Genomic DNA, 26,386 nt, shown 5'->3' on the forward strand with positions numbered 1-26,386 from the left:
AGCTCATCGCTTGAGCGCGTTGGCCACATCTTCGAGCAGCTGCGGGATGTCATCGCGGTCGGTGATCGCCTCGATGAAGACCAGCTTCTCGCGGTTGCTCATGGTGTCCTTGCAGGCCGCCAGCAGCTCCGCCTCGGTGGTGACCCGGCGGTAGAGGTAGTCCTCCTCTTCCGCGCCGAAGAGCCGGGGCACCAGCTCCCAGCGCCAGGGAGCGATGTCGTTGTAGATCTCGTCGGGTCCGTGGATGGCGCGCTCCACGGTGTAGCCGTCGTTGTTCACCAGCACCACCACCACGGGCAGCTTCTCGCGGATCATCACGCCCATCTCCTGGATGGTCAGCTGCGCAGAGCCGTCACCGATCAGCAACACCGGGCGGCGGCTGGGATCGGCGAGACCGGCACCGATGATCGCGGGCAGGGTGTAACCGATGGAGCCCCACATGGGCTGTCCGATGAACGTGGACTTCGCCGGGAACCGGTGGGAGGCCATCCCGAAGTAGCTGGTGCCCTGGTCGGCCGCGACGATGTTCGCAGATTCCAGCTGGGAGGCCAGCACGGACCACAGACCGTCCTGGGTCAGCGGACCCTCGGCCGGATCCCGTGGCGTCTGGGTGGCCGGGGCATGCGCCGCGGGCATGGGGGCGACGTCGTCGAGCTCGGTGGTCACTCGGTGCAGCACCGCCAGCGCGTCCTGCAGCGAGATCGGGGTGAAGACCTCGTCCCCGACCCGGGCGCCGAAGCGGGAGACGTCGATCATCCGTGCCGGATCGAGATCCATGGAGAAGCCCGCGGTGGTGTTGTCGGTGTATTCCACTCCCAGGGTGATCAGCGCATCGGCTCCCTCGATGACCTCGCGCACCCTCTCCTGCGAGGCGGCTCCGGCGTAGATGCCCACGAAGTTCGGGTCCGATTCATCGACCAGGGTCTTGCCCCAGGCGAGGGTGGCGAAGGGCAGCTCGGAGTCGGTGAGGAAGGAGGCCAGCTCCTCGGTGGCGCCGAGCCGGTGGACCAGCAGATCGGCGAGCACGGCGGTGCGCCGTCCGGGCAGGAAACGGCGCACGGCGTCTTCGAAGGCGGCGACGGCGCGCGGGGTGGTCACCGGGAGATCGGTGGTCAGCGGCTCCGAGGGCGGGTAGGCGGCCACCTCGGCGACGTCGGCGGCGAGCATCAGATAGCCGGGGCGACGGCGGAAGACGACGTCGCGCAGGACGCGGTCGATCTCCCAGGTGGCGGTGGGAGCATCGAGATCGGCGTGGGCGCAGGTGACCTCTTCGGCCATGCGCAGGAAGTGCTTGAAGTCGCCGTCGCCCAGGGAGTGGTGGATCTTCCGGCCCGAGGCCTGGGTCTCCTTCGGCGGGGCCCCGACGATCTGGACCACCGGGACTGATTCGGCGTAGGAGCCGGCCACCGCGTTGATCGCGGAGAGCTCCCCGACCCCGTAGGTGGTCAGGAACGCGCCGATGCCGCGGATCCGGGCATAGCCGTCGGCGCTGTAGCCGGCGTTGAGCTCGTTCGCGGAGCCGACCCAGCGGATGCTGCGGTGGGCGACGACGTGGTCCAGGAAGTGCAGGTTGAAGTCTCCGGGGACGCCGAACAACTCGGTCAGGCCGAGCTCGGCCAACCGATCCAGCAGGTAGTCACCGATGGTGTAGTTCTCGAGGGACTCTTCCTGGGTGACTTCGGTCTTGTTCTCTTCGGGCATGGGTCTCGCCTTCATGGTCTTGGCCGGCTCCAGCGATGCGGGTGGTTCGACTGGGCGGCCAACGGTCTACGGTGCGCTCAGTCTACGTGGGAGCCGTCACAGCAGATTGCCGCAGGAATAGGCGTCCGCGATCTCCTGTTTTCGAGCGCATACCCCCGAATGGAAGTAGGAGAAGATGCGCGCAGTCACCCAGCAGACCTTCGGAGAGCCCTGGGACGTCCTTGACGTCGAAGAGGTCTCCACCCCGGAACCCGGTGCCGGCGAGGTGCGGGTGCGGACCCTGCTCTCCCCGATCCACAATCACGACCTCTGGACCATCCGCGGGTCCTACGGCTTCAAGCCGGAGCTGCCGGCCCGCACCGGGTCTGAGGCCGTCGGGGTCATCGACGCCCTCGGCGAGGGCGTGGAGAACCTCGAGCTGGGTCAGCGGGTCGCCGCTGGTGGCGTCTTCGGCGCCTGGGCGGAGTCCTTCACCGCGCCGGCGGCGGGCCTGATTCCGGTGGACGACGACGCCGACGACGAGGTCGCCGCTCAGCTGGTCGCGATGCCCTTCTCCACCATCGCGCTGCTGGACTGGTTGGATCTGAAGGAGGGCGACTGGATCATCCAGAACGCCGCCAACGGCGCCGTGGGGCGGATGCTGGCCCAGCTCGCGCCGACCAGGGGCATCAACGTGCTCGGCCTGGTGCGTCGCGACGACGGCGTCGAGGAGCTCAACGCTCAGGGCATCGACCAGGTCGTCTCCACCGAGTCATCGGGCTGGCAGGACCGCGTCGCCGAGATCACCGGCGGGGCGAGGGTCGTCGCCGGCATCGACTCTGTGGGCGGGGATGCGAGCAACCATGTGCTCTCCCAGCTGGGCGAGGACGCGACACTGGTGATCTTCGGCGCGATGGCCGGGGGCACCATGGGACTGAACTCCGGGGCCATCATCTTCAACAACATCACCGTCAAGGGCTTCTGGGGCTCCCGCGTGATGAGCGAGCTGGCGCCGCAGCGCCGGGGCGAGCTGTTCACCGAGCTGCTCACCCGCGTCAAGGACGGCACCCTCTCGCTCACCGCCGAGGCGACCTACCCCTTCGATCAGGTGCGCGAGGCGTCGAAGGCGAACTTCGTCCCAGGCCGCAAGGGCAAGATCCTGCTGCGGCCCTGAGTCCCAGCGGGGGCCCGGGGTCTGGACTGACCAGGGCATCGACTTCCCGGGGTATCGACCCTCAGGGGGTGTCAGCTGGCCGGGGGCTGAAACACCCACGGTTCGCTGGGCAGCGCCTGCGGGTCGAAGGACCTCAGGGCCCGGTCCAGCGGGCCCGCGGGCAGTCCCAGTGAGACCAGCAGCAGGTCGCGCAGCGCCTCGGCGTCGACCCCCTGGTCCTTCAGCGCGGCGCGGGTCACGGCGCCGTCGCGCTTGGCCAGGCGTTTGCCCTCGGTGTTGAGCACCAGCGGCACGTGGGCGTACTGCACCTGCGCGGCGGCCTCGGCGCCGTAGAGCAGTCCGCGCAGATAGGCCTGGTTCGGCGTGGAGGAGGCCAGGTCGTCTCCGCGAACCACCTGGTCCACCGCGGTGAGCTGATCATCGACCACCACCGCAAGGTTGTAGGCCGGGGCGCCGTCGTTGCGTCGGATCACGAAGTCATCCACCGCGGTGGTGATCCGGCCCAGCAGCACGTCCTCGGCGGAGAACTCCTCTGCGACGCCCGCTCCGGACCGGGGGGCCCGCAGCCGCAGCGCGGCTGGCCGCTGCGCCCGACGGAGCGCCCGCTGGTCCTCGCTGAGGTTCCGACAGGTGCCCGGGTATACGCCGGTGGGCGCGTGGGGTGCTCGGGTCGCCTCGCGGATCTCTCGGCGCGAGCAGAAGCACTCGTAGGTCATCCCGTTCTGCGTGAGCTCTGCGATGGCCGCGGCATAGCGATCCATCCGTTCTGACTGCCGGATCAGCCCGGCGCCGTCCTGGTCGTCGAAGCTGACTCCCATCGCGCGCAGATCCTCGGCCTGCTGCTCCTCCGCCCCGGGCACGGTGCGCTCGAGGTCGAGGTCTTCGAAGCGCAGCAGGAATCTCCGGCCGGTGGAGCGGGCGAAGAGCCAGGCCAGCATCGCGGTGCGCAGATTGCCCAGATGCAGCTCCCCTGAGGGACTCGGTGCGTAGCGTCCGGCGGGCATCGGTATCCCCTCTCCTCAGGTCAGATCACGGCAGTGACCCATCCTACGGGGGCCCGATGTGCATTATGCGTCGGTTCTCCGCTAGTATGAAGTCTGCTCTCGAGGGCCGTGCCGATAAGGCAGGCCAGCGGGGAGCAGCCAGGAGGATTCGCCTAGCGGCCTATGGCGCACGCTTGGAACGCGTGTTGGGTTCACGCCCTCGGGGGTTCAAATCCCCCATCCTCCGCCGATGGAAGCCCGTCAGTCTGAGAGATCAGACCGGCGGGCTTCTTCGTGTCTTCACCCGCGCCTGGCACCAGCGGGACAGGTTCAGCGGCCGAAGATCCGGCTGAAGAACCCGCTCGAGGGTGCCGGCTCGTGCCCCGGACAGCGCTGGGCGGCACTGACCCCGCGCATCACCTGATCCACGTGCTGGCCGCATCCGGCCCAGGTGGTCTTTCCGCAGGTCTTACAGGTCACGGCTCGGCACATGGTGGCTCCTTCTTCTCGGGGGAACAGTGACTCCATAATACCCCAGGGGGTATACAGGGTCCGCCGTCCGCTTCGCCGCCGCGAGGCACAACGGTTCGCGTGCTCGCCGCCGAGCTGGAGGAAGGGGGTTTCCCTCGCCGTAGCATCCTGTTCACATGACTTTGCTTGGATTCGAGGTGGTCCCGGTCGGCGGCGGTCTGCTCGCGGCCCGCCCGACCCTTGGATGCAGCACTGACGTGACCATCGGTGAGCGCAGGACGATCACCTAGACCCGAAGAGGACTCCACCTTGATGAACACCTCCCGCGACGTCTCCCCACCCGGGCGAGGACGACCACTCCCCCGCGCACTTGCCGCGCTGGGGCTCAGCGCGGCCCTGCTGGCCCCAGCTCCGGCCTTCGGCTCCACCGCCCCACCAGCCCCCGAGGAGACCGACAGCGAGGGCGGCGCGAACTGCGTCGTCATCAACGAGGCCTTCCCCAACGGCGGCAGCGGTTCCGCTGCACTCTCCCACCGGTTCGTGGAGCTGCTGAACACCTGCGAGGTGGCCGTGGACCTCAGCGAGTGGTCCCTGCAGTACCGGGCCAGGACGACGACGGGCGCGCCGAGCACGACGATTCCGCTCGGCGGGGAGATCGCCCCCAATGGCCACTACCTGATCCAGGGCGGCGGCAACAACGGCGACGGCGCCACCCTGCCCACCCCGGATGCCCAGACCGGAGCGGCCATCGGCGCGGCTGCCGGAGGCACCTTCATCCTGGCCAGCACCTCCGAGACGCTCAGCGAGCTGCCCGTGGACTCGGTGGTGAACCACGACCAGGTGGCAGACCTGCTGGGCTTCGGCACCAGCAACACCTTCGAGACGGCACCGGCTTCCACCGGCACGAACGCCACATCGATCAGCCGCACCTCCGGTGCTGACACCGATGACAACTCCGCTGACTTCACCCGTGGCGAGCCCTCTCCGACCAACGCCGCCGGGGAGACCCTGGGAGAGCCGGGCGAGCCGGAACCCACTGAGCCGGGCGAGCCTGAGCCGACGGATCCGGACGAGCCCGGTGAACCGGGACCCAGCGAGCCCGCCGATCCGGAACCCACAGACCCTGAGCCCACGGATCCCGAGCCCACCGATCCCGAGCCCACCGATCCCGATGAGCTCGAGATCGCCGAGATCAACCAGGCCCTGGACGGCGCCGGTGAGGAGGACCTCCCGGTGACCACCCGCGGCGTGGTCACCGCGGTCTACCCTGCGCAGCAGAGCTTCAACGGCTTCTACCTGCAGACCGCCGGCACCGGCGGGGACGTGGATCTCGAAGACCACGAGACCTCGGATGCGATCTTCGTCTACTCCCCCACTGCGATCGCTGAAGACAGCGTTCAGATCGGTGACTTCGTGGAGATCACCGGCGACGCCACGGTCTACTTCGACAACCCGCAGATCGCGCTCTACCCGGGGTCCACGCAGACCCCGCACCACGAGCTCGCACTGATCCAGGACGAGCCCTTCGAGGCGGTGAAGCCGGCCTCCATCGAGGTCCCGGAGAATGCGGAACAGCGTGCATCGCTGCTGGGCATGCTGCTGGACCCGCAGGGAACCTACACCGTGACCGACCACTACACGCTGAACCAGTATGGCGAGATCGGCATCGTGCTCGGCGAGGAGCCGCTGGTGAATCCCACCTCGGCGTTCCGGCCCGGACCTGAGGCCCAGGCGCTGGCCGCTCAGAACGAGGAACGGGTGATCTACCTCGATGACGCGGCGTCGACCTCCTGGCAGTCCTGGAGCGCAGACCGCGCACAGCCCCTGCCGTACCTGACCATCGAGGATCCGATCCGGGTCGGCGCCGAGGTGCTCTGGGAGACCGACGTGATCATGGACTACCGCTTCGAGGAATGGCGTCTGCAGCCGCTCTCCAAGCTGACCCCGGAGACCGCCGAGCAGGTCCAGCCGGCCAGCTTCGAGAACACCCGGGAAGGCAACGAGTCCCCGGCGGAGCGCGAGGGCGATGTGCGAATCGCCGGATTCAACGTGCTCAACTACTTCATCTCCCTGGGTGAGGATGAGCCGGGCTGTGAGTTCTACACCGACATCGACGGCGAGCCCACCACGAACGACTTCTGCGATGCCCGGGGCGCCTACAGCCAGGCCAGCTTCGAGCGTCAGGAGTCCAAGATCGTCGCGGCGATCTCCGGGCTCGACGCCGACGTCGTCGCGCTCCAGGAGATCGAGAACACCCGGCACTTCTTCGAAGACGGCGGCCGGGACCATGCCCTGGCGGCACTGGTCCAGGCGCTGAACCAGGCCGAGGGCAGCGCAGGTACCTGGGACTACGTGGAATCCCCGGAGCAGGTGCCCGCGGCGGAAGACGTGATCCGCAACGGATTCATCTACCGCACCGACCGGGTGGCCCCGGAAGGGGATTCCCGGATCCTCTTCGAGGACGGCGTGGAAGACCTGGACCAGAGCCAGCTCGGGGAGCTGGACCTGGACGCGATCTTCTCCAACGCCCGTGAGCCGCTGGCCCAGGAGTTCACCGCGGTGGACGCAGGGGCACAGGGAGGCCAGGCAGAGTCTGAGGACAGCTTCCTGGCGATCGTGAACCACTTCAAGTCCAAGGGCGGCAGCGGCAGCGGAGACAACGCCGACACCAACGGGCAGGGCTCCTTCAACGGGGACCGGGTGCGCCAGGCCGAGGCGCTGGTGGCCTTCGCCGAGGCCCTGGAGGAGGAGGCCGAGACCGAGAAGGTCTTCCTGATGGGCGACTTCAACTCCTATGAGATGGAGGACCCGATCCAGGTCATCGCCGACGCCGGCTATGCGAACCTCTCCGCGGAGACCGGCGGGTACAGCTACATGTTCGGCGGCGCCGTGGGGTCCCTGGATCACCTCTTCGCCTCCGAGGCCGCTGCGGCGGACGTGGTGCAGACCGAGATCTGGAACATCAACGCCGTGGAGCCCCTGGCGCTGGAGTACAGCCGGTACAACTCGGTGGGCACCTTGCTGCACACCCCGGACCAGTGGCGCTCCTCCGACCACGACCCGATCCTCGCCGACCTGGCGCTCTCCGGCCCCGCGGCCCCCGGAGACGGTGACGACGGAGACGATGAGGGCGACGGAGACACCGGCGAGACCCCCGAGCACCCGGCCTGGGACTCGGCGGCGGTCTACACCAACGGGGACACCGTGAGTCACGAGGGCGGGGTCTACCGGGCGCTCTGGTACACCCAGAACCAGACCCCGGGAGCCACCCCGTGGAGCGCCTGGTCGCAGATCGGTGCGCCCACCATGTGCGGCGGCGAGAGCCTGCCGCAGTGGGCGCCGAGTTCCCAGTTCGACGGCGGCGAGACCATCGTGCACGAGGGGCTCAGCTACACCGCGAAGTGGTACACCCGGAACCAGGAGCCGGGGAACCAGTACGGCCCCTGGGAAGCGGCCGGCAGCTGCTGAGCTGGTCCAGCCGTCGCTGAAGCCGGCGCAGCGGGTGAGGCGTCGGTGAGCAGGGTGGGATGTCGCAGGGTGGGATGTTGCAGGGCGTGAGCCCCGCGGCATCCCACCCTCGCGCCGAGAGCAGGTTCTAGGACAGACCCCGAGCGGCGCGGCGGGCGGCGATGGCCCCGGACTTCCGCAGGCCCAGCCAGGTCAGCACGGCGACGGGCAGGCTGGTCGCCAACAGGCCCAGGACGCTGGCCATGCCGCCCCAGGAGAAGATCCCGAGCGACATGCCCAGCGCCACCACGGCGGCCCCCAGCAGGGGCTCGAAGCGCACAGTCTTCTCAGTCCCGGAGAATCTGCGCAGGAGCTGCACTGCGAGCACGGCAGCGCCGGCGCTGAGCAGCGCGGGAAACACCACGATGATGAACACCACCGGGTAGAAGCCCCAGGTGGCGGCGCTGGTCGACCCGGCGAGGAGCACCTCGCCCAGGCCGACCAGCAGAAGTCCCCCGGCCACGCCCAGTACGGCAGCCGCGAGGCACATCAGGGCGTCGAGGCCCACTATCCTGCGGGCAGCCGGAGCCAGATTCTGAGTCATGGACCGGATACTACCCAGCGGTGCGATCTCAGCGGGTCTGCTGGCCCATCGGGGAGACGATCGCGTCCACGCGCTGGAAGGACTTCAGGTCCACGTAGCCGGTGGAGGCCATCGCGTGGCGCAGCCCGCCCATCAGGTTCGAGGAGCCGTCGGTGTGGTGCGCGGGGCCCCAGAGGACCTCCTGCAGCGGCGCCACGGTGCCCACCCGGGTGCGGTGCCCGCGCGGGAAGTCCGGGTGCACCGCTTCGAGTCCCCAGTGCCAGCCCTTCCCCGGCGCCTCCTCGGCGCGGGCCAGGGTGGTCCCGAGCATCACAGCGTCGGCGCCCATGGCGAGCGCCTTGACCAGATCCCCGGAGGAGCCCATGCCGCCGTCGGCGATCACATGGACATAGCGGCCTCCGGACTCATCCAGATAGTCCCGGCGGGCAGCGGCGATATCGCTGATCGCGGTGGCCATCGGGACTCGGATCCCCATGGCGCGGCGGGTGGTGGTCGCGGCGCCGCCGCCGAAGCCCACCAGCACCCCGGCCGCACCGGTGCGCATCAGGTGCAGCGCCGGGGTGTACCCGGCGGCCCCACCGACGATCACCGGCACGTCGAGCTCGTAGATGAACTCCTTGAGGTTCAGCGGGTCACCGTTCTGCGCGACGTGCTCGGCCGAGACGGTGGTGCCGCGGATGACGAACATGTCCACCCCGGCCTCGATGACCGTGCGGTAGAACTCCTGGGTGCGCTGGGGAGTCAGCGAGCCGGAGACGACGACGCCGGCCTCGCGGATCTCGGCCAGCCGTGCGGTGATCAGCTCGGCCTTGATCGGCTCGGAGTAGAGCTGCTGGAGCCGTCGGGTGTTCTCTGCCGAGACCTCCTCGGCGCCCAGCGCCGCGATCTCGGCGAGCACCGGGGCCGGGTCCTCGTAGCGGGTCCAGAGCCCTTCGAGGTTGAGCACGCCCAGCCCGCCCTGCCGGCCCAGCTCGATGGCGGTGGCCGGGGACATCACCGAGTCCATCGGCGCGCCGATCACCGGCATGGAGAAGTTATACGCATCGATGCGCCAGTCCAGACTCACGTCTGCGGGGCTGCGAGTGCGCCGGTTCGGGACGATGGCGACATCGTCCAGAGCCCAGGCCCGACGGCCGTTCTTGGCCAGGCCGATGGGGATCTCGTTGCTCAAAGCTGCTCCTTTACTAGCGCCGGTAGTTCGGCGCTTCCACCGTCATCATGATGTCATGCGGGTGCGATTCCTTGAGTCCGGCGGAGGTGATCCGCACGAACTTGCCCTTGTGCTTCAGCTCGTCGATGGTGTGCGCGCCCACGTAGAACATGGTCTGCCGCAGACCACCGGTGAGCTGGTGGAACACCACCTCGAGCGGTCCGCGGTAGGGCACCTGGCCTTCGATTCCCTCGGGGATGAGCTTCTCGTCGGTGGGCACATCGGCCTGGAAGTAGCGGTCCTTGGAGAAGGAGGTGTTCTTCCCGCGGGTCTGCATCGCCCCCATCGAACCCATGCCGCGGTAGGCCTTGAACTGCTTGCCGTTGTAGAAGACCAGGTCTCCCGGGGACTCCGCGGAGCCGGCCAGCAGCGAGCCGAGCATCACCGAATCGGCCCCGGCGACCAGCGCCTTGCCGATGTCTCCGGAGTGCTGCAGGCCGCCGTCGGCGATCAGCGGGACCCCGGCGGGGATGGCCGCCTTGGAGGCTTCGTAGATGGCGGTGACCTGAGGCACTCCGACTCCGGCCACGATGCGGGTGGTGCAGATCGAGCCAGGCCCGACACCGACCTTCACCGCGTCGGCCCCGGCGTCGATGATCGCTTGGGCGCCTTCCCGGGTGGCCGCCTGACCACCGATCACGTCCACCCCGGCAGCGGCCGGTTCGGCCTTGAGCCTGGCGATCATGTCCAGCACCCCGCGGGTGTGCCCATTGGCGGTGTCCACCACCAGGGCGTCCACGCCAGCGTCGATCAGGGTCATCGCGCGTTCGAAGCCTTCACCGAAGAAGCCCACGGCCGCCCCCACGCGGAGCCGGCCCTCGGAGTCCTTGGTGGCCTGCGGGTAGCGGTCGGCCTTGTCGAAGTCCTTGATGGTGATCAGGCCCTGGAGCACGCCCTGGTCATCGACCAGCGGCAGCTTCTCCACCCGGTGCTCGGAGAAGATCCGCAGCACCTCTTCATTGGGGATCCCGACGTGAGCCGTGATCAGCGGCTGCGGGGTCATCTTCTCGTAGACCTTGGTGGTCAGGTACTGCTCGCGCGGGATGAACCGGGTGTCACGGTTGGTGATGATGCCCAGCAGCTTGGACTCCCCATCCACCACCGGAAGCCCGGAGACCCGGTAATGGGCGCAGAGCTCGTCGAGATCGGCGATCGTCGCGTCCGGGGTGATCGTCACCGGGTCGCTGATCATCCCGGACTCGGAGCGCTTGACCTTGTCCACCTGCCGGGCCTGGTCCTCGATGGAGAGGTTCCGGTGCAGGATGCCGATCCCGCCCTGGCGCGCCATGGCGATGGCCATCGGCGCCTCGGTGACGGTGTCCATCGCCGCGGAGGCCACCGGGGACTGCAGCTCGATGTTGCGGGAGAACCGGGTGGTGGTGTCTGCCTCGGAGGGGATGACGTCGGTGGCGCCGGGGAGCAGCAGGACGTCGTCGTAGGTCAGTCCGACGAAGCCGAAGGGGTCGTGCTCCGGTCCTCCGGCGGCGCTCGTCTGATGATGAGTTTCAGTCACGGTGGGGCCTCTCGGGGTCAAAGCGAATAGCTCAGCGACAAGTCTACGTCCCGTGCCCGTCCGCCCGGAGCCAAAGCCTTAGCACTCTGCTTGACCGAGTGCTAAGGCCGTCTATAAAGTCAGACTTAGCACTCGGGACCCTCGGGTGCCAGCTTGTCCGTGGGCCGTCAACCTGCGGAGATCAGCCTGACGGGGCACCATCCGGCACCGCGACGACGGTTGGCCACTCCTAAGGCGTGCGAGAAGATTTCGGCTCGTCGAGCACCCCGGACGCACCGGGAGGCTCAGCACGGGCCTGTGCAGATAAACCGAATCCACACCACGCAAAGGAGAGTACTGACGTGTCAGTCTCCATCAAGCCTCTCGAAGACCGCATCGTTGTCCGCCCCCTGGAAGCAGAGCAGACCACCGCTTCCGGTCTGGTCATCCCCGACACCGCCAAGGAGAAGCCCCAGGAGGGCAAGGTCGTCGCCGTGGGCCCAGGCCGCTTCGATGAGAAGGGCAAGCGCATCCCGGTCGACGTCTCCGAGGGCGACGTCGTCATCTACTCCAAGTTCGGCGGCACCGAGGTCAAGGTCAGCGGCGAAGAGTACCTGGTGCTCAACGCTCGCGACGTCCTGGCCATCATCGAGAAGTAAGAACGGACCGCTGAAGGCTCTTCACGGATCGCCTCACGTTCCGATTCTCACACTCTCAAAGGAGCACTAACCTATGGCAAAGCAGCTTGAATTCAATGACGCTGCACGCCGCGCTCTGGAAGCCGGCATCGATAAGCTCGCAGACACGGTCAAGGTCACCCTCGGCCCCAAGGGTCGCAATGTGGTCCTGGACAAGTCCTGGGGCGCACCGACCATCACCAACGACGGCGTCACCATCGCCCGTGAGGTGGAGGTCGAAGACCCCTACGAGAACCTTGGCGTGCAGCTGGCCAAGGAAGTCGCCACCAAGACCAACGACGTCGCAGGCGACGGCACCACCACCGCCACCGTCCTCGCCCAGGCTCTGGTCAAGGAAGGCCTGCGCAACGTCGCCGCCGGCGCGGCGCCCAGCGAGATCAAGCGCGGCATCGAGACCTCGGTCGCCGCTGTGACCCGCCGGCTGCGCGAGAACGCTCGCGACGTCGAGGGCCAGCAGGTGGCCAACGTGGCCGCAATCTCCGCGCAGAACGACGAGGTCGGCGAGCTGCTGGCTCGTGCCTTCGACGCTGTGGGCACCGACGGCGTGATCACCATCGAAGAGGGGTCCTCGACCTCCACCGAGCTGGAGATCACCGAGGGCATGCAGTTCGACAAGGGCTACCTCTCCCCGCACTTCGTCACCGACGCAGAGCGCCAGGAAGCGGTCCTCGAAGATCCACTGATCCTGATCAACCAGGGCAAGATCTCCAACATGGCGGAGTTCCTGCCGGTCCTGGAGAAGGTCCTGCAGGCCAAGCGCCCGCTGTTCATCATCGCCGAGGACGTCGAGGGCGAGGCCCTCTCCACGCTGGTGGTCAACAAGCTGCGCGGCACGCTCAACGTGGTCGCAGTGAAGGCTCCCGGCTTCGGGGACCGCCGCAAGGCCATGCTCGAGGACATCGCCGTGCTCACCGGTGCACAGGTCATCTCCCCTGATCTGGGCCTGAAGCTCGACCAGGTGGACCTGGAGTCGCTGGGCACCGCTCGTCGGGTGACCGTGACCAAGGACGCGACCACCATCGTCGACGGCGCCGGGTCCAAGGAAGATGTGGACGCTCGCGCGGCCACCATCAAGGCCCAGGCTGACGCCTCTGACTCCGAGTGGGACCGCGAGAAGCTCCAGGAGCGTCTGGCGAAGCTCTCCGGCGGCATCGGCGTCATCAAGGTCGGCGCCGCCACCGAGGTGGAGCTCAAGGAGCGCAAGCACCGGATCGAAGATGCCGTCTCCTCCACCCGCGCGGCTCTCGAAGAGGGCATCGTGGCTGGCGGCGGCACCGCCCTGATCAACGCACTCTCGGTGCTGGATGAGGACGCTGATGTCAAGGCGCTCACCGGTGATGCCGCAGCTGCTGTGGGCATCGTGCGCCGCGCCCTGGTCCAGCCGCTGCGCTGGATCGCGCAGAACGCCGGGGAGGACGGCTTCGTCGTCTCCTCCAAGGTCTCTGAGATGGCACCGAACCACGGCTTCAATGCCAAGACCGGCGTCTACGGCGATCTGATCGCCGATGGCGTCATCGACCCGGTGAAGGTCACCCGTTCTGCCCTGCAGAACGCCGCCTCCATCGCGGCGCTGGTGCTGACCACCGAGACCCTGGTGGTCGAGCGGAAGGACGAGGACGAGGAGCACTGACCTCGCCTGAACCCTGACCACGTGGGGCCCTGACCGTTCTCGGTCAGGGCCCCACGTGCGTCGCAGCTACTGCAGCGAGGCCAGCCGCAGCACCAGCGGGAACGCCAGGAACGCCACCACATCGAGCAGCAGGTGGGCGATCACCAGCGGCATCACCCGTCCGTAGCGCTGATAGAGCCACCCGAAGATGATCCCCATCAAAAGATTCCCGATGCCCGGGCCGAAGCCCTGGTAGAGGTGATACGCCCCGCGCAGCAGCGCGGCGGCCAGGATGATCAGCCAGATCCCCGCTCGGGGCCAGATCCGACGAGCGCGGTCGAAGAGGTAGGCGACCATGATCACCTCCTCCAGCAGCGAATGCCGCAGCGCGGCGAGGATCAGCACCGGGGAGGTCCACCAGTGCTCCCCGACGTCGGCCGGGATGATTTCGGTGGTGATCCCCGCGGCCCGCCCGGCGCCGTAGACCACCAGCGTGCCCAGCCCGATGATCAGGAAGAGCCCGACGCCGAGGCTGAGGTCCCGGGCCGGCCGGCGCAGGTCAAGCCCGAAGCGACGGAACGGGTTCACCCCCTGGAGGAAGAACAGGTAGCAGACCAGCGCGACCGGGAAGAGCGCGAACAGCGAGTCCAGCACCTGATAGCTGAGGTCGAAGAACTCCGCCCGCGACCGTGAGGTCTGCACCGTGGCGCTCTGCTCTGCCAGTGGGGCCAGCGTCAGGCGCTCCGCGAGCTGGAGCACCGCATAGACCGCCGAGCGCCCCAGCGAGAGCCCCAGCACGATCGCCAGCTCCCAGCCCAGGAAGCGCCGCGTCATCGACATCGGTCCTCCCGCCGAGTTCTCAGCGGTGGTGGCGGGGGTGCTGGCGGGCTGCGGACCGGAGACCTCCGGCGTCGTGGGCTTCACGCTCATGAGTCTAGATCTGCCCGCGGCCGATCAGTGTGGTCAGATGGAAGATATGACTGAGACCTACACCCTGCTCGCCGTCTGCACCGGGAACATATGCCGCTCCCCCGCCATGGACCGGCTGCTCGCCCACGTCTTCGCCTCCGAGGACGGCATCGAGGTGCGCTCGGCCGGCACCCAGGCGCATGTCGGAGACGATATGGAGCCCCAGATGAAGCACCGACTTCTCGACTACGGGGCCGTCACCGAGAACTTCGTGGCCGAACAGCTCAGCCCCGAGATGATTTACGGCTCCGAGCTCGTGCTCACCGCCACCCGCGGGCATGTACGCGATATCCTCACCGACGTCCCCGAGAGCGAACCGAAGGTCTTCACGCTGCGCGAGTTTGCGCGGCTGCTGGATTCCCTGGAGCCAGCCGCCCTCACCGAGGTGATGGCATCCTCGGAGACCACCGCGCAGAAGCTCGCGGCCCTGGTCCCGCTGGTGGCGGGCCAGCGTAATCACGCTGCGACCGCCACGGCGCAGGACGACGTGGTGGACCCGTACCTGATGCCCGATGAGGTCTTCGACGAGTCCTTCGCCCAGGTCCGCGGCCCGATCGAGACGCTGCGCGACGCCCTGCAGCGCTGAGCAGGCGACCCAGCGCTCAGCGGCTGCTCCTGGATGCGAGCTGCAGCACAGACTCCGCAGCACTCAGGGTGGGCCCGCTGTAGCTGGCCCCGAACAGCAGCCAGTGCACGCTGAGGCAGAAGAGCTGATGCAGCGGAATCCGCTCCTGCCAGCCCTCGCGCAGCGCGTGCTGCTGCTGGTAGCCGCTGATCACGGCGTCGAGCTGCGGGAGTCCGAAGAGGTGCAGCAGCGCGATGTCGGTCTCCCGGTGACTGGTGTGCGCGGCCGGGTCGATCAGCACCCCCTGCGCCTGGCCGGAGTCGGTGGACGCCCAGACCACATTGCCGGCCCAGAGGTCCCCGTGGATCAGCGCGGGCGGCTCGGCGTCGTCGAGCGCCCCGCTGCCGATCGTCTCCCGTGCCGAGCGCAGCAGCCGGGCGTCCTCTCGCGTGATCCTTGGCTCCAGCGCCGCCAGCACCGGGTCCAGGCGCTCCGCGGCGAGGAAGGCGCCCCAGGAGTCGTGCACACCGGTGCCCAGCTCCAGGGGCTGGTCCGCAGGGCCGAAATAGGCCGGGGTCCGCGCCGGGTGCTCCGGGGGCAGCGCCCCGAATCCAGGAGCATCGGTGGTCTGTGCAGCCAGCCAGTCGTGTGTCCGCGCCAGCGCGGCGCCGAAGTCCCGGGCCGCCTCCGGGTCCGGGGCCACCGGGGTGAGCTCTTGAAGCCTCAGCTCACCGCGCCGCACCTGCGGTCCTGGAGAGCGATCGGCTCCGGAGGCCTCCCCCGGGGAGGCGGCGAGGACCGGCACCACTGGGGCGCCGCCGTCCTGGGCCGCCTGGGCGAGCCAGCGAAGCCCGGCAGCTTCGACCATGGTGGCCTGCGGGTGATCTGCGGGGGCCTGCTTGAGGAAAGCCATGTGTCACACCCTAGTCAGGACTAGACTCGGACGAGTGAGCGAATCAACCAAGACCCCCGCCGCTGACTCCCCCGAGGCCATCCCCTCCCATGCGCTGCGCGAGGAGTACGTGGAGCTGGTGGAGGAGGTGCGCAAGCACCGGATCGCCTACTACCAGGACAATGATCCGATCATCTCCGACGCCGAGTTCGATGTCCTCTTCGAACGCCTGGAGGCGATCGAGGCCGAGCACCCGGAGATCGTGGCCGTGGACTCCCCCACCCAGGAGGTGGGCGGTGAGGTCGCCGAGGCCTTCTCCCCGGTGCAGCACCTGCAGCGTCTGTACTCGCTGGAAGACCTCTTCACGCTCCCCGAGCTGCGCACCTGGTACGACCGCGCCACCGCCTCGCTGGCCTCCCTGCGCCCGGAGGAGACCGTGAAGTGGCTCGTCGAGGTCAAGATCGACGGTCTGGCCATCAATCTGCTCTACCGCCGGGGCAAGCTGGTCCGGGCCGCCACCCGCGGTGACGGCACTACCGGTGAGGACGTCACGCACAACGTGCTCACGATCAAGGACATCCCCGCCCAGCTGGCCGGGCAGGACCACCCCGAGGAGCTGGAGGTCCGCGGCGAGATCTTCATGCCGACGGCAGACTTCCATGCCTTCAACGACCAGCTCACCGAGGCCGGCAAGGCCCCGCTGGCGAACCCGCGCAACGCCGCCGCAGGTTCGCTGCGGCAGAAGGACCCCGCAAAGACCGCCCAGCGGCCGCTGTCCATGTTCGTCCACGGCATCGGCGCCCGCACCGGCTTCGAGCCGGAGAGTCAGCACGCCGCCTATGACCAGCTCGCCGCCTGGGGTCTGCCGGTCAGTCCCTACACGGCGCTGCTCGATGATTACGCCGCCATCGAGGCCTACCTCGATGAGCATGAGAAGAAGCGGCACTCGCTGGTTCATGAGATCGACGGGGTGGTCATCAAGGTCGATGACTTCGCCGCCCAGCGCGGACTGGGACACACCTCCCGAGTCCCGCGCTGGGCCGCGGCGTATAAGTACCCTCCCGAGGAGGTCCACACCCGGCTGCTGGACATCATGGTCCACGTCGGGCGCACCGGGCGGGTCACGCCCTTCGCCGTGCTCGAGCCCAAGAAGGTCGCCGGTTCGGTGGTCTCCCGGGCCACGCTGCACAACCGCGACGTGGTCAAGGCCAAGGGGGTGCTGATCGGGGACGACGTGATCGTGCGCAAGGCCGGTGACGTGATCCCGGAGGTGGTCGGACCGGTGCTTCCTTCACGGAAGAACCGCGAGGATGAGCTGGTGGAGTTCAGCTTCCCCACCCACTGCCCGGTCTGTGGCACCGAGCTCGCCCCGGCCAAAGAGGGCGACGTCGACTACCGCTGCCCCAACGCCGAGAGCTGCCCGGCCCAGGTCAGCGAACGCGTGGTTCACATCGGTTCTCGCGGCGCCCTGGACATCGAGGCCCTCGGCGAGGAGGCCGGACTGGCGCTGACCAACCCTGATCTGCGCCGTCCCATCCCTGAGCTCATCGACTGGGCGGAGACCAAGACCTCTGGCATCGAGCTCCCGCTGGACGACGACGGCGCGCCGCTCCCCCAGGAGCCGGTCCTCCATGGCGAGGCTGGGCTCTTCGACCTGCGCGTGGAGGACCTCAAGGAGGTGTACGTCTGGCGGGAGACCCGGCGCAAGAACGAAGAGACCGGGGAGCGGGAGCCCACCGGCAAGTGGGCGCCCTCACGGTACTTCTACACCAAGGCCCAGCTCGCCAAGGACGGCACCGTGAAGAAGGCCTCCGAGCCCACGGCCAACACCGTCCAGCTCTTCGCCGAGCTCGAGAAGGCCAAGGCCCAGCCGCTGTGGCGGGTGCTGGTCGCGCTCTCGATCCGCCATGTCGGGCCGACCGCCTCTCGCGCGCTGGCCAACGCCTACGGTTCGATGGCCAAGATCCGCGCCGCCAGCCAGGAGGAGCTTGCCGGGATCGACGGCGTGGGCCCGAGAATGGCCACCACGCTCACCGACTGGTTCAGCACCGACTGGCACGTGAGGATCGTGGATCGCTGGGCGCAGGCCGGGGTCCGGATGGTCGATGAGATCGACGACTCCACACCGCGCACCTTGGAGGGGCTCAGCGTGGTGGTCACCGGCTCCCTGGAGGGCTACTCCCGGGACGAGTCCAAGGAGGCCATCATCACTCGCGGCGGTCGAGCCGCCGGGTCGGTCTCGAAGAAGACCCACTACGTGGTGGCCGGCGCGAACGCCGGAACCAAGCTCGAGAAGGCCGAGGCGCTGGGTGTGCCGGTGCTCGATGAAGAAGCGTTCACTGTACTGCTGAACAAGGGTCCCGACGGATTGGATGATGCATGACGAAGCCGAACCCGCAGAAGCTGCAAGACCTGCTGGAGATCGCCCACGAGGCTGCCGCCGCCGGCGCCGGCGTCCTGGCCGAGCGCGAGGAGGTCTCTCCCTCGGGACTGGTCCTGGGACAGGAGCACTCCGGGGTGCAGACCAAATCCTCGGCCTCGGATCTGGTCACCGATTTTGACCGGCGCGCGGAGCAGGCGGTGCGGGAGGTCATCCATCGGCGGCGACCCTCGGATGAGGTCTCCGGGGAGGAGTATGGGACCACCACCCCTGCCGAGCCCAGCGGCTACCGCTGGTCCATCGACCCGCTGGACGGAACCACGAACTTCGTGCGCGGGATCGTGTACTACGGCACCTCGGTGGGCCTGCAGGGCCCGGACGGGACCTGGCTGGCCGGCGTCGTCGTCGCTCCGGCGCTGGCCAGGATCTGGTGGGCCAGCGCCGGCCAGGGCGCCTGGAGCACCCACGCAGACTCGGAGCCGAGCCGGCTGAGCGGGCCCGCAGGGGCGCTTGACGCCGGACTGCTCTCCACCGGATTCGGGTACGATCCAGCGCGGCGCGCCGAGCAGACCGCCGCCGTCACCGCGATGCTGCCCCACTTCGGCAATATGCGCCGCCTCGGAGCCGCCGCCCTGGACATCTGCATGGTCGCCGACGGCACCCAGAACGCGTATGCCGAGTACGGCATCTGGGAGCACGACTGGGCCGCCGGCGCGCTGATCGCCGAGGAGGCCGGCGTCTTCGTGCGCCGCCCCATCGCCGCAGACAGCAGCAAGACCCCGGACTGGACCGTTATCGGGGACATCGGCATCGACCCCAGCGAGCTGTCGCCGGCTCCGCTGACCCGTTGAGCCCCATGCCGCAGCGATCGAATCAGCACGCCGGGCCGGCCCCGGCGCGGCACGGGCTTGCGCCGATGCGGATCCGCGCCGCCACCGAGGCCGACTGGGACCGGATCGCGGAGCTCACCGTGGCCGCCTACGTCGACGGCGGCTTCCTCACTGCCGGGGACTCCTATGTGGCCCACCTCAGCGACGTGGCGACCCGTGCCCGCGGCTCGCAGCTGCTGGTCGCCGAGGTCAGCACCGCCGATGGTCCCGCCGTGGCCGCCTCGGTGGCGGTCACCGACGCCGGGGGTCCGATGGCGGAGGTCTCCCTGCCCGGGGAGATGGAGTTCCGGATGCTCGCCGTGGCGCCGGAGCACCAGGGCCGTGGGATCGCTCGGGCGATGCTGCGCCACATCATCGACCTGGCCGAATCACGACCGGAGATCCAAGCGCTGACCCTGTGCAGCCTGACCTCGATGACCGCAGCCCACGCGCTCTACCGCTCGGAGGGCTTCCACGCGATGCCCGAGCGGGACTTCTATCTGCCGGAGAAGTCGGCACGCTTCCCGTTCTTCCTGCGCAGCACGGTCCAAGACCCGGTCTGAGCCGCAGCACAGCTCCTGGACCGCAGGACGTCGAACCCAGCGCCCTCCTCCAGCGCCGCGGTCCAGCCCCCTCCTTCAGCGCCGCGACTGCTCTGCTCCAGGCACGAAGAAGCCCGGTGGCCCCTCTCCCCTCGAGAGGTGCCACCGGGCTTCTTGCTCGGCTCAGCGCGAGGTCTCGCGCTGGGCCATCAGGATCAGCGGCGCTCCGCCAGCTCGTGCGGAAGCGGCTCCGGATCCTCCAGCAGACGGCCGGCCTTGCGGTCTGACATGTACTGCTTCATCTCTTCCTTGACCTTGGGCGCCAGGATGACCAGGCCGATCACATTGATGAAGATGCACATGAACAGCGCCGAGTCGGCGAAGTCGAAGATGTTCTGCGTGGAGACCAGGCAGCCGATGACGACCAGGACCAGTGCGATCGAACGGAAGATCGCATCACCGACCTTGGTGGTGCCGAAGAGGTGGCGCCAGGCCTGGATGCCGTAGTACGCCCAGGTGATCAGCGTGGAGTAGGCGAACAGCAGCACTGCGATGGTCAGCACGATGTTGAAGCCCGGCAGGAACGAGTCGAAGGCCGCCGAGGTCAGCCCCACAGGGTTGTCCGCGCCGCCGGCGTCGAGTGCTTCCTGGTACTCCGGGGTCCAGGCGAAGATGATGACCAGCGCGGTCATGGTGCAGATCACGACGGTGTCGATGAAGGGCTCCAGGGCGGCGTTGAAGCCCTCGGAGATCGGTCGACGGGTCTTCACCGCAGAGTGTGCGATCGGTGCGGAGCCGATGCCGGCCTCGTTGGAGAACGCCGCACGGGTGACACCGATGATGATCACGCCCAGCACGCCGCCGGAGATGCCCTCCGGGGAGAACGCGCCGCTGATGATCGCACCGAAGGCCTCGCCGATGTTGCCGAAGTTGACCGCGATCACGATCAGGCAGGCACCGACGTAGATGATCGCCATGGCGGGAACGAGCTTGGCCGTCACCGAGCCGATGGATTTGATGCCACCGATGATGACCACGCCGACCAGTGCGGCGAACACGACGCCGAAGATCAGCGCTGCCAGGTCCGAGCCGAAGACGCCCTCTTCGCCGCCGGTGGCTGCGCGCAGCTGGCCGAAGGCCTGGTTGGCCTGGAACATGCCGCCGCCGACCACGCCGAAGAGCATGATGGCGATGGCGAAGAGTCCGGTGATGATGGCCACCGGGATGCGGCCCAGCTTGTGGTAGGCCACCTTGAGGTACTGGAAGGGTCCGCCGTGGACCACCCCGTTCTCATCGATGTAGCGGTACTTCACACCCAGGGTGCACTCCACGAACTTGGTGCACATCCCGAAGAGACCGGCGACGATCATCCAGAAGGTGGCGCCGGGGCCGCCCAGAGAGACCGCGGCAGCCACACCGGCGATGTTGCCCAGGCCCACGGTGGCGGAGACTGCAGAGGTCAGCGCCTGGAAGTGTGAGACCTCGCCCGGGTCCTTCTCGGTGGTCCACTTGCCGCGGACGACCTCGAGGCTGATCAGGGGCGTGCGGAACTGGACGAATCCGAAATAGATCGTGAAACCGATGGCGGCCAGAATCGACCACAGCACCACGACCGGTGCGTCGAAGCCGCCCAGCGGGACGGTGGCGAAGATGATTCCGGCGAAAAACTCAGTGATTCCCGCGAACCAGCCGTCCACGGTGGTGGCGGCCCCTTGCAGCGCGGATTCCTCCGTGGCTGCCGCCGAGATAAATGCACTCATGGTGCTCATGTGATTCCCTCACTCGATGATCGGTGCAAAGCGCGTGCGAACTGACACTCCAGGGCCAGGCCCTGGGTTGCGCAACAATCTACTCCCCCACTATTACCGCGAGTTTGCGACACGCAATGATTGTGTATCGTGCATGTTTCCAGGTGGTGGAATATTGCACAAGAGAGAATTGTGCCATAGAACACAGAAACGGCCCAGAATCGCGCATGGGGGCGGATTCCGGGCCGTCTAAGGGTGTGTCAGTGGCTCTGCGGCTCAGCCGGGGTGAGGCCTGCGCAGCAAGGGGTCAGCCGTCGATCCCCAGCTTCGCCAGGACGATCTCGCGGACCTTGCCGGCGTCGGCCTGGCCGCGGGTCTCCTTCATCACCGGACCGATGAGCGCGCCGATGGCCTTGAGCTTGCCGGCGGCGATCTTCTCCACCACGTCGGGGTTCTCGGCCATCGCCTTCTCCACGGCGGCGGTGAGCGCTCCGGAGTCATCCGAGACGACCTCCAGGCCGCGGGCGGTGACGATCTCCTCGGGGGTGCCCTCGCCGGCGATCACGTGTTCCAGGACCTGCCGGGCGATCTTGTCATTGATCCGGCCCTCTTCGATCAGTGCGTTCAGGGCGCTGATCGTGGCGGGCTGCACCCCAAGGGCGGACGGTTCCAGGTCCCGGGCGTTGGCGAGCCGGGAGATCTCACCCATCCACCATTTCCGCGCCACGCTGGGGGCGACCCCGGTGGCCACGGTCTGATCGATCTCATCGAGCAGGCCAGCGGCGATCACGTCACGGAACTCCTGGTCCGAGAAGCCCCAGGCGGCGAGCAGCCGACGGCGGCGCTCGGCCGGGGGCTCGGGCAGCTGGGAGCGCAGCTCCTCCACCCAGGCGGCGGTGGTGACGATCGGCACCAGGTCCGGCTCGGGGAAGTAGCGGTAGTCATCGGCGTCGGACTTCGGGCGGCCCGAGCTGGTGGTGCGGGTGCCCTCCTGCCAGTGCCGGGTCTCCTGCACGATTGTCCCGCCGGCGGCGAGGATCCCGGCGTGCCGGCGCATCTCGTAGCTGACCGCGTGCTCCACGGCGCGCATCGAGTTCACGTTCTTGGTCTCGGAGCGGGTGCCGAAGGTGGTGCTGCCCTTGGGCATCATCGAGACGTTGGCGTCACAGCGCACATTGCCGCGCTCCATCTTCGCGTCCGAGATGTCCAGGGCCTTGACGATGTCGCGCACCGCGGAGACATAGGCGCGCGCCAGCTCCGGGGCCCGGGCGCCGGCGCCCACGATGGGCTTGGTCACGATCTCCACCAGCGGGATACCGGAGCGGTTGTAGTCCACCAGGGAGTAGTCCGCGCCCTGGATCCGGCCGGAGGTCCCGGCGTGGGTCAGCTTGCCGGCGTCTTCCTCCATATGGGCACGCTCGATCTCCACGCGGAAGACCTCCCCGTCGGCGAGCTCGATGTCGAGGTAGCCGTCGAAGGCGATGGGCTCGTCGTACTGCGAGGTCTGCCAGTTCTTCGGGGTGTCCGGGTAGAAGTACTGCTTGCGGGCGAAGCGGCAGCGCTCGGCGATCTCGCAGTTCAGCGCGAGACCGAGCTTGACCGCATACTCCACCGCCTTGCCGTTGACCACAGGCAGGGTGCCGGGCAGGCCCAGGCAGACCTCGTTGACATTGGTGTTGGGCTCGTCGCCGAAGGCATTGGGCGCCGAGGAGAACATCTTGGTCTTGGTGTTGAGCTCCACGTGGACCTCGAAGCCGAGCACCGGGTCGAACTTCTCCAGTGCCTCCTCGAAGCTCAGCGGGGCTGCCTCAGTCAGCGTCTGCGTCATCTCTTCCTTCACTTCCCGGCGGGGTGAGCCGCCGCTTCCGATGTCTCCGCGAGCTCCGGGGCCTGGGCCCAGAGCGGTTCAGCGTCCTGGGTCAGCAGCTTCTCCAGGGCGGCGCCGGCGCGGTAGACCCGTGCGTCCTCCCGGATCGGGGCGAGGAACTGGATGCCCACCGGAAGGCCCTCGGAGAGTCCGCCCGGCACCGAGAGGCCGGGGATGCCGGCGAGGTTGGCGGGGATGGTGGCCACGTCGTTGAGGTACATCGCCAGCGGATCGTCGTCCTTCTCACCCAGCGGGAACGCCACAGTGGGCGAGGTCGGGGAGATCAACACGTCGGTCTTGGTGAAGGCGGCGTCGAAGTCCTGCTGGATCAGCGTGCGGACCTTCTGCGCGGAGCCGTAGTAGGCGTCGTAGTAGCCGGCCGAGAGCGCGTAGGTGCCCAGGATGATCCGGCGCTTGACCTCGTCGCCGAACCCGGCGGCGCGGGTGGAGCCCATGACCCGTTCGATGGTCATCGGGCCATCCTCGGGCAGCACCCGAGTGCCGTAGCGCACGCCGTCGAACTTCGCGAGGTTGGAGGAGGCCTCGGAGGGCATGATCAGGTAGTAGGCGCCCAGCGCGTAGTCGAAGCTGGGGCAGTCGACCTCCACAATCTCGGCCCCGGCAGCGCGCAGCGCGTCCAGCGCCTCGTGGAAGCGGGCGAGCACGCCCTCCTGGTAGCCCTCGCCCTGAAGCTGCTTGATCACCCCGATCCGCAGGCCGGCCACATCGGCGCCGCGGACGGTCTCGGCCAGGGCCGGGACCTCTCCGGTGAGCGAGGTGGAGTCCTTCGGGTCGTGTCCGGCGATCAGCTCATGCAGCAGCGCGGCGTCTTCGGTGGTCCGGGCCACCGGGCCGATCTGGTCCAGCGAGGAGGCCATCGCGATGGCTCCGTAGCGGGAGACCGCGCCGTAGGTGGGCTTCCCGCCCACAGTGCCGGTCATCGCGCCGGGCTGGCGGATGGAGCCACCGGTGTCGGTGCCCAGCGCCAGCGGGGCCTCGAAGGCGGCCACCGCGGCGGCGGACCCGCCGCCGGATCCGCCGGGGATCCGGCTGAGGTCCCAGGGGTTGCGGGTCACGCCGTAGGCGGAGTGCTCGGTGGAGGAGCCCATCGCGAACTCGTCCAGGTTGGTCTTGCCCAGGATGGGCAGCATCGCGGCGCGCAGCCTGGTCACCACGGTGGCGTCGTAGGGGCTCATCCAGCCGTCGAGCATCTTGGACCCGGCGGTGGTGGGCTGGCCCTGTGTGACGATCAGGTCTTTGACCGCGATCGGCACCCCGGCCAGCGGGTGCAGGGCCTCGGCCTCGGCGCCACCGGCGGCGCGGATCGCGTCGACCTCGGCGGCGGTGCGCAGCGCCTCCTCGGCGGAGACATGCAGGAAGGCGTTGATGCCGCGCTCACCGGCGTCGACGGCGGCGATCCGGTCCAGGTGCGCCTGGGTCAGCTCCACCGAGGTGATCTCCCCGGCGCGCAGCTTCGCGGCCATCTCGGCGGCGGTGAGCCGGATCAGCTCATGGGTGTGGGTGCTCATATCGGGGGTCACTCCTCGTCCAGGATCGCCGGGACCTTGAAACGGCCGGCTTCAGCGTCAGGTGCATTGAGCAGCGACTGTTCTTCGGTGAAGACATGCCCGACCTCGTCCTCACGGAAGACGTTGGTCAGCGGCAGCGGGTGGCTGGTGGCGTGGACCTCGCCGGAGACGGCCTCAGAGACGGTCGCCACGGAGTCCACGATCACGGCCAGCTCCCCGGCCATCTTCTCCAGCTCCTGCTCGGTCATGCTGATGTGGGCCAGTTTTGCCAGATGCTCGACGTCTGCGCGCGAGATCTCAGACATGCAGCTCCCTCGGGGATCGGTGGTGGATGAACTCGGTCCAGTCTATCGGCCAGGACACGACGACGGCGGCCGCTCACCTGTTCAGGTGGGCGGCCGCCGTCGTCATGTGGTTAGGCTGATCAGTCGATTCGACCGGTGGCTCGGAGCGCTGTCTTGAAGCAGCGTCTTAGGCGCCTGTCCCGGTCAAGCTGGTCAGCCCTCAGATTCTGCCCTGGGCTCAGTCCGCGACGTCCTGGACCGGAGCCTGGTAGCGCAGGATCGCGGCAACGTCCCCGGAGACCGGGGCGCCGACCAGGCCGAAGGAGGCGCCGCCAGCGGTGGCGTCCGCCAGCAGCTGGTCCTCGCCCTCGGCGCGCTCGTGCTGGCGCAGCAGCAGGGTCTCGACCGCACCCAGCCGGATCGCTGCCCGGACCTCTTCGGCGCCCTCGGCGGAGCGGCCGTGTCCGGTGGCCTCGCCGTAGCGGTCGGTCGCCTCCTTGCTGCGGGCGATCACGACGCGGCGAGCGATCACGGTGAGCTCGTCACGCAGCGCCTCCTCGGTGCCCTCGTCGGCGCTGCCGGAGGGGATGCCGCCGCCGGTCTCGGCCTCGACGGTGAGTTCCTGCAGGGCCTTGGGGAGCTCCTCGTGGAGTCCGCGTCGGCCCTGGGTCTCACCGGCGACCACGATCACGTCGGGGTTCCAGGAGTCTGCGATCTTCGCGACCCGCTGGGAGATGTCCCGGATGTTCTGGGTGGCGGCCTCGTCGGCGGAGCGCTGGATCTGCTTGTGGCTCAGCGCGCCCTGGCGCGGCTTGTGCACCGACTCGCTGCTGCTGCCCTGGACCGATTCCTCGGCGCCGGAGGCGAGCAGGTCATCGCCGGAGACCACCAGGCGGCGGATCACGGCCTGCTGCTGGTCAGCGATGACCACCAGCATCCGGGCGGCGCCGAGGCGGTGCCGGACGTAGTCCCCGAGCTGCGGTGGCTCGCCGACGGTCGCGATGTCCCCGGAGCCCTGGGCGGCGTCGAAGTGCTCATCCAGGATCACCCGGTTCTGATCGGCGACCAGGACACGGCCCTCGGTGTGGACCTCGGTGGGTGCCGGGCCGGTGACGGACTCGTCCAGCTCGCTCAGGGCCGCGTCCGGGGTGCCGGCGTCGGCGAGCTGGCTGCGCAGGTCCTGCCAGCGCAGACGGAGCTGGTCCTCGGCGTCGGCGGCGGGGGAACGTGCTTCAAGATAGACGGTGGCGAACGGGCCCTGGGCCTCGTAGACGCCTCGTAGATTGGTCAGCTGCATCGTGAGCTCCTTCCTGCGCCCATGATGCGGCGGAAGCTGAGCTTCGCACCGTGGGACGCGAGCTGTTGGTGGCAAC

Annotated in this window: 20 protein-coding genes and 1 tRNA gene; 9 read left to right on the forward strand and 12 right to left on the reverse strand. The window is 68.4% G+C overall.

Translation table 11 applies throughout. From position 1 onward, the window contains the following. Positions 1-3: 3 nt before the first annotated feature. Positions 4-1,701, reverse strand: a complete 1,698-nt coding sequence (locus HNR11_RS01795) for an alpha-keto acid decarboxylase family protein (RefSeq protein ID WP_179440858.1) — start codon at positions 1,699-1,701, stop codon at positions 4-6. Positions 1,702-1,876: 175 nt separating this feature from the next. Between HNR11_RS01795 and HNR11_RS01800 the strand changes: the two genes are divergently transcribed. Beyond that, on the forward strand, positions 1,877-2,854 hold the full coding sequence (locus HNR11_RS01800; RefSeq protein WP_179440860.1) for a zinc-binding dehydrogenase: 978 nt from the start codon (positions 1,877-1,879) through the stop codon (positions 2,852-2,854). A gap of 71 nt (positions 2,855-2,925) precedes the next feature. Here HNR11_RS01800 and gluQRS read toward each other — a convergent pair whose 3' ends face one another. Beyond that, a complete protein-coding gene (gene gluQRS, locus HNR11_RS01805; RefSeq protein WP_179440862.1) occupies positions 2,926-3,858 on the reverse strand; it encodes a tRNA glutamyl-Q(34) synthetase GluQRS in 933 nt (310 codons plus the stop codon). 141 nt (positions 3,859-3,999) lie between these two features. On the opposite strand from gluQRS, the gene HNR11_RS01810 reads away from it, so the two are divergent. Further along, positions 4,000-4,084 (forward strand) — tRNA-Ser (locus HNR11_RS01810). A gap of 536 nt (positions 4,085-4,620) precedes the next feature. Beyond that, positions 4,621-7,776 (forward strand): ExeM/NucH family extracellular endonuclease, encoded by a 3,156-nt coding sequence (locus HNR11_RS01815; protein ID WP_179440863.1) that lies wholly within the window; start codon positions 4,621-4,623, stop codon positions 7,774-7,776. Positions 7,777-7,903: 127 nt separating this feature from the next. Here the strand turns inward: HNR11_RS01815 and HNR11_RS01820 are convergent, their stop codons facing one another. Genes HNR11_RS01820 through guaB form a run of 3 tightly spaced genes read right to left on the reverse strand, consistent with a single transcriptional unit; the run spans position 7,904 to position 11,082 of the window. Continuing rightward, positions 7,904-8,359: a hypothetical protein gene (locus HNR11_RS01820; RefSeq protein WP_179440865.1), complete on the reverse strand. Its 456-nt coding sequence runs from the start codon at positions 8,357-8,359 to the stop codon at positions 7,904-7,906. 28 nt (positions 8,360-8,387) lie between these two features. Further along, positions 8,388-9,530: a GuaB3 family IMP dehydrogenase-related protein gene (locus HNR11_RS01825; RefSeq protein WP_058887470.1), complete on the reverse strand. Its 1,143-nt coding sequence runs from the start codon at positions 9,528-9,530 to the stop codon at positions 8,388-8,390. Positions 9,531-9,543: 13 nt separating this feature from the next. Beyond that, positions 9,544-11,082: an IMP dehydrogenase gene (guaB, locus tag HNR11_RS01830; protein WP_058887471.1), complete on the reverse strand. Its 1,539-nt coding sequence runs from the start codon at positions 11,080-11,082 to the stop codon at positions 9,544-9,546. Between the two features lie 341 nt (positions 11,083-11,423). Between guaB and groES the strand changes: the two genes are divergently transcribed. Both groES and groL read left to right on the forward strand, forming a co-directional pair. Continuing rightward, a complete protein-coding gene (groES, locus tag HNR11_RS01835; RefSeq protein WP_058887472.1) occupies positions 11,424-11,720 on the forward strand; it encodes a co-chaperone GroES in 297 nt (98 codons plus the stop codon). A gap of 73 nt (positions 11,721-11,793) precedes the next feature. Then, positions 11,794-13,389: a chaperonin GroEL gene (gene groL, locus HNR11_RS01840; RefSeq protein ID WP_179440866.1), complete on the forward strand. Its 1,596-nt coding sequence runs from the start codon at positions 11,794-11,796 to the stop codon at positions 13,387-13,389. Positions 13,390-13,455: 66 nt separating this feature from the next. Here the strand turns inward: groL and HNR11_RS01845 are convergent, their stop codons facing one another. Next, positions 13,456-14,208 carry a CPBP family intramembrane glutamic endopeptidase gene (locus HNR11_RS01845; protein WP_425488271.1) on the reverse strand — a complete coding sequence of 251 codons (753 nt, stop codon included), beginning with the start codon at positions 14,206-14,208 and terminating at the stop codon, positions 13,456-13,458. Between the two features lie 136 nt (positions 14,209-14,344). On the opposite strand from HNR11_RS01845, the gene HNR11_RS01850 reads away from it, so the two are divergent. Beyond that, on the forward strand, positions 14,345-14,923 hold the full coding sequence (locus HNR11_RS01850; protein WP_179440870.1) for an arsenate reductase/protein-tyrosine-phosphatase family protein: 579 nt from the start codon (positions 14,345-14,347) through the stop codon (positions 14,921-14,923). 16 nt (positions 14,924-14,939) lie between these two features. On the opposite strand, the gene HNR11_RS01855 is transcribed toward HNR11_RS01850, so the two are convergent. After that, positions 14,940-15,815 (reverse strand): fructosamine kinase family protein, encoded by an 876-nt coding sequence (locus tag HNR11_RS01855; RefSeq protein WP_179440872.1) that lies wholly within the window; start codon positions 15,813-15,815, stop codon positions 14,940-14,942. Between HNR11_RS01855 and ligA the strand changes: the two genes are divergently transcribed. The 3 genes from ligA to HNR11_RS01870 are packed head-to-tail and all read left to right on the forward strand — an operon-like array spanning position 15,814 to position 19,606. Continuing rightward, positions 15,814-18,177, forward strand: a complete 2,364-nt coding sequence (gene ligA, locus HNR11_RS01860; RefSeq protein ID WP_179440873.1) for an NAD-dependent DNA ligase LigA — start codon at positions 15,814-15,816, stop codon at positions 18,175-18,177. The two genes, HNR11_RS01855 and ligA, sit on opposite strands and share 2 nt — an antisense overlap. Then, the gene (locus HNR11_RS01865; RefSeq protein WP_179440875.1) at positions 18,174-19,025 is read left to right on the forward strand and encodes an inositol monophosphatase family protein; all 852 of its coding nucleotides are present in this window, start codon (positions 18,174-18,176) and stop codon (positions 19,023-19,025) included. The genes ligA and HNR11_RS01865 overlap by 4 nt, the downstream gene beginning before the upstream one ends. 5 nt (positions 19,026-19,030) lie before the next feature. Beyond that, on the forward strand, positions 19,031-19,606 hold the full coding sequence (locus HNR11_RS01870) for a GNAT family N-acetyltransferase (RefSeq protein ID WP_179440877.1): 576 nt from the start codon (positions 19,031-19,033) through the stop codon (positions 19,604-19,606). 194 nt (positions 19,607-19,800) lie between these two features. Here the strand turns inward: HNR11_RS01870 and HNR11_RS01875 are convergent, their stop codons facing one another. The 5 genes from HNR11_RS01875 to HNR11_RS01895 form a co-directional block, all read right to left on the reverse strand. Beyond that, positions 19,801-21,345, reverse strand: a complete 1,545-nt coding sequence (locus tag HNR11_RS01875) for an alanine/glycine:cation symporter family protein (RefSeq protein ID WP_246310287.1) — start codon at positions 21,343-21,345, stop codon at positions 19,801-19,803. Positions 21,346-21,640: 295 nt separating this feature from the next. After that, positions 21,641-23,161, reverse strand: coding sequence for an Asp-tRNA(Asn)/Glu-tRNA(Gln) amidotransferase subunit GatB (gene gatB / locus HNR11_RS01880; protein WP_179440879.1), 1,521 nt, complete (start codon positions 23,159-23,161; stop codon positions 21,641-21,643). An 8-nt stretch (positions 23,162-23,169) separates the two neighbouring features. After that, the gene (gene gatA / locus HNR11_RS01885; RefSeq protein ID WP_179440880.1) at positions 23,170-24,729 is read right to left on the reverse strand and encodes an Asp-tRNA(Asn)/Glu-tRNA(Gln) amidotransferase subunit GatA; all 1,560 of its coding nucleotides are present in this window, start codon (positions 24,727-24,729) and stop codon (positions 23,170-23,172) included. A gap of 8 nt (positions 24,730-24,737) precedes the next feature. Further along, a complete protein-coding gene (gene gatC / locus HNR11_RS01890; RefSeq protein ID WP_058887481.1) occupies positions 24,738-25,034 on the reverse strand; it encodes an Asp-tRNA(Asn)/Glu-tRNA(Gln) amidotransferase subunit GatC in 297 nt (98 codons plus the stop codon). A gap of 217 nt (positions 25,035-25,251) precedes the next feature. Then, positions 25,252-26,310, reverse strand: a complete 1,059-nt coding sequence (locus HNR11_RS01895; RefSeq protein ID WP_179440881.1) for a baeRF2 domain-containing protein — start codon at positions 26,308-26,310, stop codon at positions 25,252-25,254. Positions 26,311-26,386 lie beyond the last annotated feature (76 nt).

Source organism: Nesterenkonia sandarakina (assembly GCF_013410215.1).
GTDB classification, from domain to species: domain Bacteria; phylum Actinomycetota; class Actinomycetes; order Actinomycetales; family Micrococcaceae; genus Nesterenkonia; species Nesterenkonia sandarakina.